This is a genomic window from Ensifer sesbaniae, assembly GCF_013283665.1.
Taxonomy (GTDB): Bacteria; Pseudomonadota; Alphaproteobacteria; order Rhizobiales; family Rhizobiaceae; genus Ensifer; species Ensifer sesbaniae.
In genome coordinates this window covers 2853024-2866622 of sequence record NZ_JABEKU010000001.1, presented here as the reverse complement: position 1 = coordinate 2866622, position 13599 = coordinate 2853024, and the positions used below count along the sequence as shown (strand labels likewise).

The following is a 13599-nucleotide window of genomic DNA, read 5'->3' as shown; positions in this document are numbered from 1 at the left end:
ATGTCCGACCACAGGTTTCAGCCGTGGTTGATCATGATGTGGCGAACGGCGGTGTAGTCCTCGAGCGCGTAGACCGACATGTCCTTGCCGTAGCCCGACTGCTTGACGCCGCCATGCGGCATCTCGTTGGTCAGCATGAAGTGGGTGTTGATCCAGGTGCAGCCATATTGCAGGCGCGAGGCGGCCTTCATCGCCTTGGAGATGTCCTTGGTCCAGACGGAGGACGCGAGGCCGTAATCGCTGTCGTTCGCCCAGCCGATCGCATCGTCCTTGCCGGTGAAGCGGGTGACCGAGACGACCGGGCCGAAGACTTCGCGCCGGACGATCTCGTCCTCCTGGGTTGCGCCAGCGACCACGGTCGGCTGGAAGAAGAAGCCGTCCGAGCTGCCGGCGCTGCCGCCGGTGGTGATCTCGATATGCTTCTGGTCGGCGGCGCGCTCGACGAAGCTTGCGACACGATCGCGCTGGCGGCGCGAGATCAGCGGGCCGATCTCGTTTTCCGTGTCGTCGGCGAGGTTGTAGCGGATGGTCGAGACGGCCGAGGTGAGATCGGCGACCAGCTTCTCGTAGATGCCGGCCTCGGCATAGATGCGGCAGGCGGCGGTGCAATCCTGGCCGGCATTGTAGTAGCCGAAGGTGCGGATGCCATTGACGACGGCTTCGAGGTCGGCGTCGTCATAGACGATGACCGGGGCCTTGCCGCCGAGCTCCAGATGGGTGCGCTTGACGGTCTTGGCCGCCGCTGCCAGCACCTTCTTGCCGGTGGCGATGTCGCCGGTGATCGAAACCATCGAGATCTTCGGATGGTTGATCAGCGCATTGCCGACGGTCTCGCCGCGGCCGGTAACCACGTTGACGACGCCTTCAGGCAGGATATCGGCGAGGATGCGCGCGAGCTTCAGCGCCGTCAGCGGCGTCTGTTCGGAAGGCTTGAAGACGACCGTGTTGCCGCCGGCGATCGCCGGCGCCAGCTTCCAGGCCATCATCATCAGCGGATAGTTCCAGGGCGCGATCGAGCCGACGATACCGATCGGGTCGCGGCGGATCATCGAGGTGTGGCCGGGCAGATATTCGCCTGCGGTCGGTGCGTGCAGGTTGCGCACGGCGCCGGCGAAGAAGCGCCAGCAGTCGACGATCGCCGGCAGTTCATCGTTCTTCACGGCGTTGATCGGCTTGCCGCAGTTCAGCGCTTCGAGCGCCGCAAAGCCGTCGGCCTCCTTCTCGATCGCATCGGCGATCTTCAGGAGATAGTTGGAGCGCTCGGCCGGTGTCGTCTGCGACCAGGCGGTGAAGGCGCTTTCGGCGGCGTCGACGGCCGCCTCGACCTGAGTGTGCGAGGCTTCGGGCAGGTCGACGATCTTGCCGCCCGTCCGCGGGTTCAGGATATGCTCCTCGGCCTCGGTGCCGGCCACGAAGCGCGATCCGATCAGCAGTTGGGTGTCCATGTCTGTTCTCCCTTGATAGTCGAGTTCATTTGCCGGCGCCGGCGATCTGGTCGCCGTCGCGGGTGAGGTAGTAGGCGCCGAGGATCGGCAGGAAGGTGACGAGCACCACGACCATGGCGACGACATTGGTCACCGGCCGCTGGCGCGGGCGGATCAGCTCTTCGAGCATCCAGATCGGCAGGGTCGATTGCTGCCCGGCGGTGAAGGTGGTGACGATCACCTCATCGAAGGACAGCGCGAAGGCGAGCATGCCGCCGGCGAGTAGCGCCGTGCCGATGTTCGGCAGGATGATGTAGCGGAAGGTCTGGAAACCGTCGGCGCCGAGATCCATCGAGGCTTCGATCAGCGAGCCGGAAATCCGCCGGAAGCGGGCAACCGCATTGTTGTAGACAACGACGATGCAGAAGGTCGCGTGGCCGAGCACGATGGTCCAGAAGGAGAAGGGGATATCGGCCATCGAGAAGGCGGAGCGGAGCGCGATGCCGGTGATGATACCGGGCAGCGCGATCGGCAGGATGACGAGCAGCGAGATCGTCTCCCGACCGAAGAAGCGCGTCTGGCTGACGGCGGCGGCGCAGAGCGTGCCGAGCACAAGCGCCATGGCGGTGGCGATCGAGGCGACCTTCACCGAGAGGGTCAGTGCCGCCCAGACATCGGGCCTGTTCCAGGCAACCGCGAGCCATTGCGCCGTCAGTCCCGGCGGCGGGAACTGGTAGCTCTTCTCCTCGGTCGTAAACGCATAGAGGAAGATCAGGAGGATCGGCAGGTGCAGGAAGGCGAGGCCGGCGGCGGCCGCGATCTTCAGGCCCATTGGCGAGCGGTTCAAGCGATCAGAGCGCATCGAAGGCCCCCATGCGTTTGGCCATGAAGAGGTAGGCGCCCATGATGACGATCGGCACGACGGTAAAGGCGGCGGCGAGCGGGATGTTGCCGGCCGTGCCCTGCTGGGCATAGACGGCCTGGCCGATGAACAGGCGTGACGAGCCGACGATCTGCGGGATGATGTAGTCGCCGAGCGTCAGCGAAAACGTGAAGATCGATCCGGCGACGATGCCCGGCAGCGCCAGGGGAAAGAGTACGAAGCGGAAGGTCTGCGCCGGCGTGCCGCCGAGGTCGGAGGAGGCCTCGATCAGGTTGCCCGGCACGCGTTCCAGCGCTGCCTGGATCGGCAGGATCATGAAGGGCAGCCAGACATAGACGAAGACGATGAAGGTGCCGGTATAGCTGACCGAGAGCGAGTTGCCGCCGACGACGGGCAGCGACAGCCAGCCGTCGAGCAGCCAGATGAGGTGCAGCTTCTCGAAGATCCAGGTGAGAATGCCTTCCTTGGCGAGGATCAGCTTCCAAGCATAGATCTTGACCAGATAGCTCGACCAGAGCGGCAGCATGACGCCGAGATAGAAGAGCACCTTCCATTTTCCCTGCGCATAGCGGGCCGCATAATAAGCAATCGGGAAAGCGATGACGGCGGAAGCGACGGTCACGGTCGCGGCCATCAGCACGGTGCGCAGGATGATGTCGAGATTGGTTTCGCTGAGGAGCTGGCGATAGGTCGAAAGCGTGAACTCGTAATTGATCAGGCCGGAGAAATCGTCGATCGAGAAGAAGCTCTGCAGCAGGAGCGCAAAGAGCGAGCCGAGATAGACGATGCCGAGCCAGAGCAGCGGCGGGGCGAGCAGCACCGTCAGCAGCAGATGTGGGTGGCGCCAGAAGAAGTCCGACAGGCGGCTGGCAGGGCCGCGGCGTTCAGGCAGCACGAGGGGTTCGGCAAAGGCGGTCATGCGTCCTCCATCGGGTGCAGCTCGTTAGCGGCGAAGCTGATGGTGACGGGGCTGCCGACCGCAGGCACGGCGAGCGCCGCAGGGCTGGCGACGGCAACACGGGCGCCGTCGACATCGACGACGACGCGGTTGACGGCGCCGAGGAAGCTATGGGCGGAGACGGTGCCGGAGAGGCTGAGCGCGCCGTCAGCGGGTGCGGCGATGGCGATCGCCTCCGGGCGGAGGCTCGCAAAGGGCGTCTTCAGCCCCAGCCGCTGGCAGAGCTTTGGCGGCAGCACGTTGGAGGAGCCGACGAAATCGGCAACGAACCGCGTCTTCGGCTGCTTGTAGACGTCTTCCGGGCGGCCGAGCTGCTGGATGCGGCCATCGTTGAAGACGGCGATGCGATCGGCCATCGACAGCGCTTCGCCCTGGTCGTGGGTGACGAAGACGAAGGTGATGCCGAGCGACTTCTGCAGGCTCTTCAATTCCTCCTGCATCTGCTCGCGGAGCTTCAGGTCGAGCGCGCCGAGCGGCTCGTCGAGCAGCAACACCTTGGGCTTGTTGACGAGCGCGCGGGCGAGCGCCACGCGCTGGCGCTGGCCGCCGGAAAGCTGGCCGGGGCGGCGGGTGCCGTAACCCGGCAGCTTGACCATGGCGAGCGCGTCCTCGGCGGCCTTGCGGCGTTCCTCGCGGTTAACACCCTTGACCATCAGCCCATAGGCGACGTTGTCGAGAATCGAGAGATGCGGGAAGAGGGCATAGTCCTGGAAGACCGTGTTGACGCTGCGGCGATAGGGCGGCACGCCCTCGGCCGTTTCGCCGAAGATCTCGATATGGCCGCCGGTCGGCTGCTCGAAGCCGGCCATCAGGCGGAGACACGTCGTCTTGCCCGAGCCGGAGGGGCCGAGCATGGCGAAGAACTCGCCCTCGGCGATTTCGAGGTTCACGCCATCGACGGCGCGCACGGCGCCGAAGTGGCGGGAAACATTGTCGAAGAGAACGGCGGTGGTCATTGAGATACTCCGGAAGGTGTGCCCCTCATCCGCCCTGCCGGGAACCTTCTCCCCGCATGCGGGGCGAAGGAGACTCGTGGCGGGCGTCTTGCCTCAGAGGTTACGCCCAAGGCTTGGCCGGGGCGTTCCCTCTCCCCGCATGCGGGGAGAGGGCCAGGGTGAGGGGCGATGCTTGCGATATGTCGCGACGGCTCAGCGGCCGCCGATTACGCCGATATAGTCGGAGACCCAGCGGTGATAGGGCACGCATTCGCCCTGGCTTGCGCACTTCGTCACCGGCGTCTTCCAGAACTTGACCTTCTCGAAGTCGTCGTAGCCATTGGTCTTGCAGCCGGCATCGGTCAGGAGTTCGTTGCCCTTGCAGGCCGCACCGACCGACGGGTTGGCGCCGAACCAGGCGGAGACGTCACCCTGGACCTTCGGCGACAGCGAGTGCTCCATCCACATATAGGCGCAGTTCGGATGCTGGCTCTCGGCATGCAGCATGGTGGTATCCGCCCACCCGGTCACGCCTTCTTCCGGAATGGTCGAGGCGATCGGCAGCTTCTCGGCTTCCATCAGGTTCACCTGGAACGGCCAGGAGCCGGAAGCGACGACGCCTTCGTTCTTGAAGTCGTCGATCTGGATCATCGCGTCGTGCCAGTAGCGGCCGACGAGGGTGCGCTGGGTGCGAAGCAGATCGAGGGCCGCCTTGTACTGGTCCTCGTTGAGCTCGTAGGGATCCTTGATGCCGAGTTCCGGCTTGTGCTTCATCAGGTAGTTGGCGGCGTCCGCAACATGGATCGGGCCGTCATAGGCCTGGACGCGGCCCTTGTTGGACTTGCCGTCGGGAAGTGTCATTTCCTCGAAGACGACGTTCCAGCTCTTCGGCGCTTCGCCCTTGAAGGCGTCCTTGTTGTACATCAGCACGTTCGGGCCCCAGACATAGGGCACGCCGTAGTGGACGCCGTTGACCGTGTGCCAGGGCGCATTCTGCATGCGCTCGTCGATCGTCTTCCAGCTCGGGATGAGATCGGTGTTGATCGGCTGGACGCGCTTGCCGGCGACGAGGCGGAGCGACGCGTCGCCCGAGGCGGTGACGAGGTCGAAGCCACCTTCGTTCATCAGCGCCACCATTTCATCCGAGGTCGCTGCCGTCTTGACGCTGACCTTGCAGCCCGTCTGCTTTTCGAAATTTGTGACCCAGTCGTAGTTCTTGTCGGTCTCGCCGCGCTCGATGTAGCCGGCCCAGGCGACGATGGAGAGTTCGCCTTCCCCCTTGCCAAGTTCCTTCAGCGGCTCCTGCGCGAAGGCCGGGGCGACAAGGCCGAGCGTCAGGGTCAATGCCGTGCAGGATTTGAGCATCTGCTTCATCTGAATTCTCCCAGTTTTGAGCCGCGTTTTGCGGCTTCGTTCCCAGGATGAAGCGTGCCTTGGTTTCACCGTATTCGCAAATTCATTAATCAGAATGCCGCTTTCGGATTTTCCGATAGAATCTCATCAGGGGCGCTCGAAACCAAGCAGGAACAGCGGGTTACCGGGGACGGGCGCTTCTGAGCGCCTCGGCGATGCCGACGAAATCACGCGCCGATTGCGGCAGGCTGGAGCCCTTGCGCCAGACCATGCCGACCTGCACCACCGGGAGCGCGCCCGAGACGTCGCGGCTTTCGATGCGGTCGCCTTCCAGCGACCAGGGGCGGTAGACGAGATCGGGCAGCAGCGCGATACCGGCGCCGGTCGCGACTAGGCTGCGCACCGCTTCCACCGAACGGGTGCGGAAGGCCACATGCGGGCGGGCGCCGAGTGCCGTCAGGAGCTTGCCGGTATTCTCCTCGATTTCATCGACCGTCAGCATGATCAGCGGCTCCCTGGCGATATCGCCGACGGAGATGATGTCGGCGCTGACCAGCGGATGGCCGATCGGCAGCCACAGGCGATAGGGCGAGGTTTCGAGGATTTCCGCCTGCAGCGCCATGCGGTCGCGCAGGTTGGAGATGACCATGACGGCGACATCGAGCTCGCCGCCGATCAGGAGATGTTCGAGATAGGAGCCGTTGTCCTCGATGGCGCTGACCTCTACGCCGGGGCAGGCGCGGCGATAGCGGGCGAGCAGATCGGAAAGCACATAACCGGCAACGAGCGAGGTGACGCCGAGATTGAGCTTGCCGCCGGTCTCCTCCCGGCTCTCGGAAAAGCTGCGCCTGGCGTCCGAGACATTGGCGAGGATCTTGGTGGCGTGGCGCAGGAACTGGTGGCCATTGTGGGTGATCGACAGGCCGCGCGGATGCCGATCGAAGAGCTCGACGCCGAGATCGCCTTCGAGCTCCTTGATCGCCTCGGTGATCGAGGATTGCGAGATCGAAAGGTTCTGCGCCGCGCGGGTGATCGAACCCTGTTCGGCGACGGCGACGAAATACTGCAACTGTCGAAACGTGAAGGCCATGGCGCGAGTTAATAGCTGCGGGGCGGCGCTGGCAAGCGGCGAAACGTAAGCGGATCGACTGGTCATTTTTTCCAGCCATGTCGGTTTTCGGACAGGGAGCGGGGGCGGCGGTGATAAGCTTGCGCGCAAGAGCGGGATCAGTGGAGGATGACGTGGACCAGGCGACCAAGCGGCCGATGCCGACGGAGGAGGGGATACTCGCCTTTCACCGCCGCTGCGAGGACTTCTATCCCGCCGACGCGGTCGATGCCTCGATCGAGCAGCAGCGCAAATGGTATGATGCGCTCTGCGCCGAATTCGATGCGCTGAGCCCGGGCGGTCTCACCCGCGAGGACACGCTCGTCGACGGCCGCATCCCGATCCGGCGCTACCGCCCGGCGACGGTCTCGGCCGAGACGCGCATCTATTACATTCACGGCGGCGGCTTCGTCGTCGGCTCGCTCGACAGCCACGATGCGATCTGCGCCGAGCTTGCGGATTTTGCTCGGGCCGAGCTGGTGTCGGTCGACTACCGCCTGGCGCCGGAGCATGTCTGGCCCGCCGCTTTCGACGATTGCTACGCGGTGCTGAAGGAATTGCTGTCCGACGGCCGCCCGGTTGTCGTTGCCGGCGACAGCGCCGGCGGCAATCTCACGGCAGGCATCGTGCTCAAGGCTCGGGCGGAAGGGCTCACCGGCATCGTCGGCCAGGTGCTGATCTATCCGGGGCTCGGCGGCGATCTGATCTCCGGCTCCTATGTGGAAATGGCCGAGGCGCCGGGGCTGACGACCGCCGACACGATCTACTATCGCAAGATCCTGCAGGCGCCCGCCGACAATCCGTTCGCCGCGCCCTTGGAGGAACAGGATCTCTCGGGCTTGCCACCCGCCTATATCACCGGTGCCTTCTTCGACCCCTTGCGCGACGACGCCCGCATCTATGCCGGGCGCCTCGCCGCGGCGGGCGTGAACGTGACCTTCCGCGAAGAGCCGCAGATGATCCATGCCTGGCTCAGGGCGCGGCACATGAGCGAGGGCGCGCGCGAAGGGTTCCGGCGGCTGGCCGAGGGGGTTGCGGTTCTCGTCGGTACCCGCTGACGCCGCGATCTGGTACGACGCATTTGCGGCCGCTACACGGTTCTTGTGGAATGCTCAGCTCTTCGCCTTGAACACCAGCGCCGGATCTGCCCGGAAGGCCTGTGGGAAGAGCGCCCGCAGGTTCTCGATCTTGGGCAGGTCGTTATAGACGATGTAGGGATGCGTCGGGTTCCGCGTCAGGAAGTCCTGGTGATAGTCCTCGGCGGCGTAGAAGCCCTTGAACGGCGTGACCTCCGTGACGATCCTTGCCGGGAACGCGCCTGACTTGGCGAGCTCGGCAATATAGGCATCGGCGATGTGCTTCTGCTCGGCGGTAACGGTGAAGACGGCCGATCGATACTGGGTGCCATGATCGGGCCCCTGATAGTTGAGCTGCGTCGGATTGTGGGCGACGGAGAAGAAGACCTGTAGCAGCCGCCCATAGGTCACCTCACGCGGGTCGTAGGTCACTTCCACCGATTCCGCGTGGCCGGTCTTGCCGCCGCTCACCGTCTCGTAATCGGCGGTCTCGCGGCTGCCGCCGGAATAGCCGGAGACAGCGTTTCTGACGCCTTTGACATGCTGGAAGACGCCCTGCACGCCCCAGAAGCAGCCGCCGGCGAAGACGGCGATCTCCGTCGTTCCGGAGATCTTCTCATCGAGCGAGGGCGGCGGGATGACCACGGCCGGTTCCTGGGCGGCGGCGATCGGCGCCGACGCCAGCAGCGCGGCGAAGGCGGCAGCCCGCATTACGAGTCCGCGAGAGATGTGTCTCGATTGACTGTAAGTCACCATTTTCATCTTCTCCGCCACCTGGTTTCCGCTTCCGGCGCTTGATGACCTCATGTTTTCACGGGAATGACAATGGTCAAATCGCGATCGCGTGCTTCACGCCAACGTGACGATCCGCTACCAGTTCATTCGAAGAAGCGGTTCGATACAGGGGAACGTCATGGCCGGAGAAACGGATCTCGCGAAGCTGCTGGCGACGATGAGCCCGGTGCTGTTTCCGCAGACCTACGTCTATTGCACGGTCGCCTATCGCGATGTTGCGCGCTATCAGGCGCTGGAGCCGCTGGCCACCTATCGCGAGGATGAAGGGTTGACGCTGGTGCTTGCCCGCAGCGATGCGGACGAGGCGGGGCTCGACTACGGTCCGCTGCTTCGGCGCATCACGCTCAACGTGCATTCGGCGCTGGAAGCCGTCGGCCTGACTGCGGCCGTCTCGGCGGCGCTGACGCGCGAAGGCATCAGCGCCAACGTGATCGCGGCCTATTATCATGATCATATCTTCGTGCCGGAGGCGGATGCGGAGCGGGCGCTCGCGGCGTTGCGCGCACTCACGATCGCCTGATGTCCCTGCGCCTGTTTCGAGACGGGCACCGTCACATGAAGCGCGTGTCGGCCGGCGGTTTGAAATAGTCGTCGGCACGGCCGTTCTCGTAGATCAGTGGCGCTTCGCCGAGTTCCGCGTCGCTGACGCCATCCAGGCAGGCGACGTTGACCGCGTAGAAATGCCCGAGGAAATCCTCGAGATAGCCGCGCGAGAAAGGCCTGACGCCGCAACGGCTGCAGAAATAGTGATCGACGTCGCCCTCGCGCCAGTTGGAGTTTTCGGCGCGATAGGTCGAGAGCCTGTCCTTGCCGGCGGTGATCTCGAATTCCTCTCGAAGGGCAAACGCTTTCTGCATCCGTGTCTTGGCGCAGAAGGAGCAATTGCAGCGGCGGATGCCCTCGGCGAGATCGAGCTGGCACGCGAAGGTGACGGCGCCGCAATGGCAGCTGCCGCGATAGAGCTTTTTCATCACTTCCTCCCTGAGGTTGGGCGTACGGCCTCGTTCGCCGGCTGGGTGGCCGGCGCCGGTGGGCGCAGCATTGCTTTCGTATCGATGCCGCGGCGCGTTATCCGACGTTGCCCGATGGCGTCGCCTTATCGACGAGCGCCAGGTCGCCGCCCGTGTCGCCATCGCCCGCCTTGGCCAGCCCGATCCATTCGCACCGGGTTGCCTTCAGGCCGAGCCCGCTTGCGTCTTGCGCGATCTCAGATGTGTTCGACATAGTCCCTGAGCCTGTCGAGGCACTCGCCCCAGCCTTCCTGGTGCGAGTCGCGCTCTTCGACGGTCTCGAATGGTGTTTGCTGGAAGACCAGCCGGGTCTTGCCGCCGATATCGGCAAAGGAAACGGTAACGAGCGTATCGCTGCCGGGCTCGCCCTCTTCGTCCCATGCGAAGGTGAAGACGAGCTTCTCCGGCTCCCGCACTTCGCGATAGACACCGCCCATCCAGTAGTCGCGGCCTTCGGGCGAGCGGATGCAGGCGCGCCATGCGCCGCCCGGACGGAAGTCCAAGTTGACCGAATGCGGGGTGAAATCACGCGGTCCCCACCAGCGCAGCATGTGCTCGGGCGTCGACCAGACCTTGAAGACGAGGCTCGCAGGCGCTTCGAAGTCGCGCACGATTTCCAGGCCGATTTCCTTGCGTCTTGCGTTCGCGGTCGCCGCTGGCATGAATCCTCCTCGCTGGGCGCCCCAATGCACCCAGTCTTTAACCTTAGAGTTATTTAACTTATCGGTTAATATGCGGGCACGGAGGCGTTTGTCAAGGCAGGCTCAAGCGGCGATCTGATTTTTGTCAATTGATGCGAACGGGCGATACGCGGGCGGCTACCCGCTCGTATCTCGCTTTTCACGATAAGGCAGGCACCGGGTCTGCAGCCGAGCGAGCACTCGGCCGAAAGCTCCGGGGTCGTCGAGACTTCGAGCGAGGATCAGCGCACCCTGAATGCCGCCGATGATCTCCTCGGCAAGCGCTGCGCACTCGGCCCTAGGGGTGCCGTTGCGCTCGAGCGTGACGGCGAGGTCGGCGCGCCAGTCGGAGAAATAGCCGTTGAGTTCGCGCGCGAAGCGGTCATGGGCGCCGCTGGCCGCGATCACTCCCATCAGGCAGAGCCTGCGGCCCTGGCGGAAGTAGCTATCGACCGCGGCAAACATCACCTCCAGCGCCTGCTCGGCATTTTCCGTGTTGCGCAGCGCGTCGAAGATGTGGGTGCGGAACCAGGCGGCGATGTCGCCAAGCACGGCTTCGGCCATCTCCTCCTTCCCGCGGGGGAAGAAGTGGTAGAGGCTGCCTTTGCCGAGGCCGGTCTTCTCGGTGATCAGGCTGAGGCTCGCGCCGTCATAACCATGCTCGCGGAAGATCTCGGCCAGCATGGCGATGACGTCCCGGCGTTCGGCGACAACGCGGCTCATGCCGGTTTCCTCACCAGCGGATATTCGACCTTGGCGAAGCGGTGGAACAGCGCGCCGACGGCGACGAGGATCAGCGAGCCGGTCAGCACCGGGAAGAGCAGGAACTCGAAACCGGGATCGGCCGAGAAGACGACGAGGGGATTGGCGCCGGCCGGCGGGTGGGTGATGCGCAGCGCCGCCATCAGCGCGATCGCCGCGCCGACGGCGATCGCCACCGCCCACCATTCGTTGGGGGAGACAGTCCTCAGAACGAGACCGACGAGGGTGGCGACGAAATGGCCGCCGACGACGTTGGCCGGCTGCGACAGCGGGCTGGCGGCGACGGAGAAGATCAGCACGCAGCTCGCCCCGAACGGCGCCATCAGCAGGGGATGGCCGACGAGATTGGTGAGCGCGCCGACGGCGGCGATGGCAACAAGGCCGCCGATGCCGGCGATCAGGCCGCGGGAGATGTGAACGGGAGGCTGATGACGAAAGAAGAAACGACGCATGATTATACCGATCAGTAAATTGTTTACCGATCGGTACAATGCTTTTGCGGTGGTGTCAAGCAGGCGGCTGGAAACCGGACGCGGCGGCGACCCACCGCACGCCTCTTCCCCTGCGCGTTCTACATGAGATCGCGGCGGATCCGCTTCTTGAAGTGCTTCTCGAAGATCTGGGTCCCGCCCTCATAGGCGACGACCTCGGCTTCTGTAATCCATTCGCTCTCCGTGCAATGGAGCGTCGAAGTCGAAACCGTCCGCACCGACCAGCCCTCACGCCTGGCGACGCAGGTCCAGGTCGAGGTTCCGATCATCGACAGCGGATCGTCAGGCGCGATCGACCAGGTTTCGTCGCGGATGTCCTGGGTGGCGAGGCCCGTATCCGGATGTTCGGAAAGGCCGGTGTCCTCGTAGATCCGGTAGTGCGTCATGCCGTGGGTCATGTCGCGCTCGACCGTCCGGCTGGTGCTGCCGCGCGTCAGTTCGCGGTACTTCGGCAGCGGGTCCGGGTTTGCCGGCTCGGGCACGACAATCTCCTTGTGTGCACCGAGCAGGGGCAGCGCCAGCGACAGGCTTGATGTATCGATCGTCAGGCCCGGATCCGTGGGCGATGGCAGGATCAACGGCCAATAGGAGGTGGAGAGCGACACGCGAATACGGTTGCCGGCGCGGAAGCGATAGCCGCAGGCGTCGAGCACCAGCGTGATCCGCGTCTTGCGGCCCGGCTCCATCGGCCGCGGCTGGGCGTTGCCGTCGCGATGCGCCAGGTTGAGCACGCCGAAGGCGACGCGGGTCGCGGCTCCATCCGGATGCACATCGACGAGGCGGACGGCGAGATTGGCGGTTGCCGCCTGGCAGGTGACCTCGACCGTCAGCGTCGGCTGACCGAGATAGTCGGCGGCTTCGAGCAGCGGTGCCGTCTCGAAGGTGAGCGAACCGGCATCGTCGATGCGCTGGTCGCCGGCCATTTCGGCGTCGGGCTTCAGCGTGAAATATTCGCCGGAGGCCGTGCCGGTATCGAGCGGCGATTTCAGGTAGATCTCGCCGATGCCGGTGCCGCCGGCCGAAGGCGTCAGCCGGCCGTCATGGGCGATGCCGAAAAGCTGCATTTCCGGAGACGCCCAGGCATTCTTCGCCACCCAGCGGCCGGGATCGCTGTCGCGCCTGAGCGACGGGCGCGGACCGTCGAGAAGATAGGCGCGCACCTGCGGCCCATCCTCGGCGCCGTTCTTCTCGTCGCGCAGCCAGCGGTTCCACCAGCGGATCGCCTCGCCATGGAAATCGGCGCGCGGCTTCGGGAAGGCGAAATGCGGATACTTGTGTACCCAGGGGCCGATCAGCGCCTTCGCCTTGTCGCCGAGACCCTCGACCGCCTTCAGCGGCGTGTTGCGGTAGCCGTCGGCCCAGCCGGCAATGACGAGCGCCGGGATCTCGACGCTTCCGAAATCGTCCGAAATCGAGCCGTGCTGCCAGAAGGCGTCGCGGCGCTGGTGTTCCAGCCATTCCTCCATGAAGAAGGGCTCGTTCTCCAGCCGCTCCAGCCACATTTCCTTCCAGCGGTCGCCGACGATTGCGGGGTCCGGCGAGCGCGACTGGTAGCCGAGCATGGTCGCTGCCCAGGAAAGCTGGGCCGAGAGGTGGCAGCCGTTCTTGTAGTGGATATCGTCGTTGTAACGGTCGACCGTCGAGGCGATGGAGATGACGGCCTTCAGCGCCGGCGGCTTGAGGGCGGCGACCTGCAGGCAATTGAAGCCGCCCCAGGAGATGCCCATCATGCCGACCTTGCCGTTGGACCAGGGCTGCGCGGCGATCCATTCGATGATCTCGCAGCCGTCGGCAAGTTCGCGCGGCGTATATTCGCCGTCGATGACACCATCGCTTTCGCCGCAGCCGCGGATATCGACGCGCACCCCGGCAATGCCGGCGGCCGCGAAGACCGGATAGGTGGATTCGTCGCGCAGGCTCGTGCCGCCCTGTTTGCGATAGGGCAGGTATTCAAGCACGGCCGGTACCGGATCGGCTTCGGCGCCGGCGGGCATCCAGATGCGGGCGGCGAGCCGGGTGCCGTCCTTCAGCCGGATCCATTCGTTCTCGATCAAGGTGAATTCACGTTCGGACATGTCGTTCTAACTATCTCTTCGTTCGTTCTCTCGGGCAATTCGGGACGCG

At 64.7% G+C, this 13599-nt stretch carries 15 protein-coding genes; 2 read left to right on the top strand and 13 right to left on the bottom strand.

Annotated elements, in window-relative coordinates:
* Positions 1–17: 17 nt before the first annotated feature.
* From BHMPCIPO_RS13910 to BHMPCIPO_RS13885, 6 genes are all read right to left on the bottom strand, one after another.
* Entirely contained in the window at positions 18–1445 is a 1428-nt protein-coding gene (locus BHMPCIPO_RS13910) for a gamma-aminobutyraldehyde dehydrogenase (RefSeq protein ID WP_173517298.1), read from the bottom strand.
* 25 nt (positions 1446–1470) lie between these two features.
* Entirely contained in the window at positions 1471–2286 is an 816-nt protein-coding gene (locus BHMPCIPO_RS13905) for an ABC transporter permease (protein WP_173517297.1), read from the bottom strand.
* On the bottom strand, positions 2276–3226 hold the full coding sequence (locus tag BHMPCIPO_RS13900; protein ID WP_173517296.1) for an ABC transporter permease: 951 nt from the start codon (positions 3224–3226) through the stop codon (positions 2276–2278). Before BHMPCIPO_RS13900 ends, BHMPCIPO_RS13905 begins: the two co-directional genes overlap by 11 nt.
* On the bottom strand, positions 3223–4221 hold the full coding sequence (locus BHMPCIPO_RS13895; RefSeq protein WP_173517295.1) for an ABC transporter ATP-binding protein: 999 nt from the start codon (positions 4219–4221) through the stop codon (positions 3223–3225). Before BHMPCIPO_RS13895 ends, BHMPCIPO_RS13900 begins: the two co-directional genes overlap by 4 nt.
* A gap of 192 nt (positions 4222–4413) precedes the next feature.
* Positions 4414–5574 (bottom strand): ABC transporter substrate-binding protein, encoded by a 1161-nt coding sequence (locus BHMPCIPO_RS13890; RefSeq protein WP_173517294.1) that lies wholly within the window; start codon positions 5572–5574, stop codon positions 4414–4416.
* A gap of 160 nt (positions 5575–5734) precedes the next feature.
* On the bottom strand, positions 5735–6643 hold the full coding sequence (locus tag BHMPCIPO_RS13885) for a LysR family transcriptional regulator (protein ID WP_173518171.1): 909 nt from the start codon (positions 6641–6643) through the stop codon (positions 5735–5737).
* A 176-nt stretch (positions 6644–6819) separates the two neighbouring features.
* Between BHMPCIPO_RS13885 and BHMPCIPO_RS13880 the strand changes: the two genes are divergently transcribed.
* Positions 6820–7719, top strand: coding sequence for an alpha/beta hydrolase (locus tag BHMPCIPO_RS13880; RefSeq protein ID WP_210266570.1), 900 nt, complete (start codon positions 6820–6822; stop codon positions 7717–7719).
* Positions 7720–7773: 54 nt separating this feature from the next.
* Here BHMPCIPO_RS13880 and msrA read toward each other — a convergent pair whose 3' ends face one another.
* A complete protein-coding gene (gene msrA, locus BHMPCIPO_RS13875) occupies positions 7774–8493 on the bottom strand; it encodes a peptide-methionine (S)-S-oxide reductase MsrA (RefSeq protein WP_376741640.1) in 720 nt (239 codons plus the stop codon).
* Between the two features lie 157 nt (positions 8494–8650).
* Here msrA and BHMPCIPO_RS13870 point away from each other — a divergent pair, with 157 nt between their 5' ends.
* A complete protein-coding gene (locus tag BHMPCIPO_RS13870) occupies positions 8651–9052 on the top strand; it encodes an ACT domain-containing protein (protein WP_173517292.1) in 402 nt (133 codons plus the stop codon).
* A gap of 31 nt (positions 9053–9083) precedes the next feature.
* Here BHMPCIPO_RS13870 and BHMPCIPO_RS13865 read toward each other — a convergent pair whose 3' ends face one another.
* The 6 genes from BHMPCIPO_RS13865 to BHMPCIPO_RS13840 all read right to left on the bottom strand — a co-directional run bounded on the left by BHMPCIPO_RS13865 (position 9084) and on the right by BHMPCIPO_RS13840 (position 13550).
* Positions 9084–9503 (bottom strand): GFA family protein, encoded by a 420-nt coding sequence (locus tag BHMPCIPO_RS13865; protein ID WP_173517291.1) that lies wholly within the window; start codon positions 9501–9503, stop codon positions 9084–9086.
* Positions 9504–9600: 97 nt separating this feature from the next.
* A complete protein-coding gene (locus tag BHMPCIPO_RS13860) occupies positions 9601–9756 on the bottom strand; it encodes a hypothetical protein (RefSeq protein WP_173517290.1) in 156 nt (51 codons plus the stop codon).
* Positions 9740–10204 (bottom strand): SRPBCC domain-containing protein, encoded by a 465-nt coding sequence (locus BHMPCIPO_RS13855; protein WP_173517289.1) that lies wholly within the window; start codon positions 10202–10204, stop codon positions 9740–9742. The genes BHMPCIPO_RS13860 and BHMPCIPO_RS13855 overlap by 17 nt, the downstream gene beginning before the upstream one ends.
* A gap of 156 nt (positions 10205–10360) precedes the next feature.
* Positions 10361–10945, bottom strand: a complete 585-nt coding sequence (locus BHMPCIPO_RS13850) for a TetR/AcrR family transcriptional regulator (RefSeq protein ID WP_173517288.1) — start codon at positions 10943–10945, stop codon at positions 10361–10363.
* Complete coding sequence (locus BHMPCIPO_RS13845; RefSeq protein ID WP_173517287.1) at positions 10942–11436, bottom strand: HPP family protein; 495 nt, start codon at positions 11434–11436, stop codon at positions 10942–10944. The genes BHMPCIPO_RS13850 and BHMPCIPO_RS13845 overlap by 4 nt, the downstream gene beginning before the upstream one ends.
* Positions 11437–11555: 119 nt before the next feature.
* Complete coding sequence (locus BHMPCIPO_RS13840) at positions 11556–13550, bottom strand: CocE/NonD family hydrolase (protein ID WP_173517286.1); 1995 nt, start codon at positions 13548–13550, stop codon at positions 11556–11558.
* Between the last annotated feature and the right edge of the window lie 49 nt (positions 13551–13599).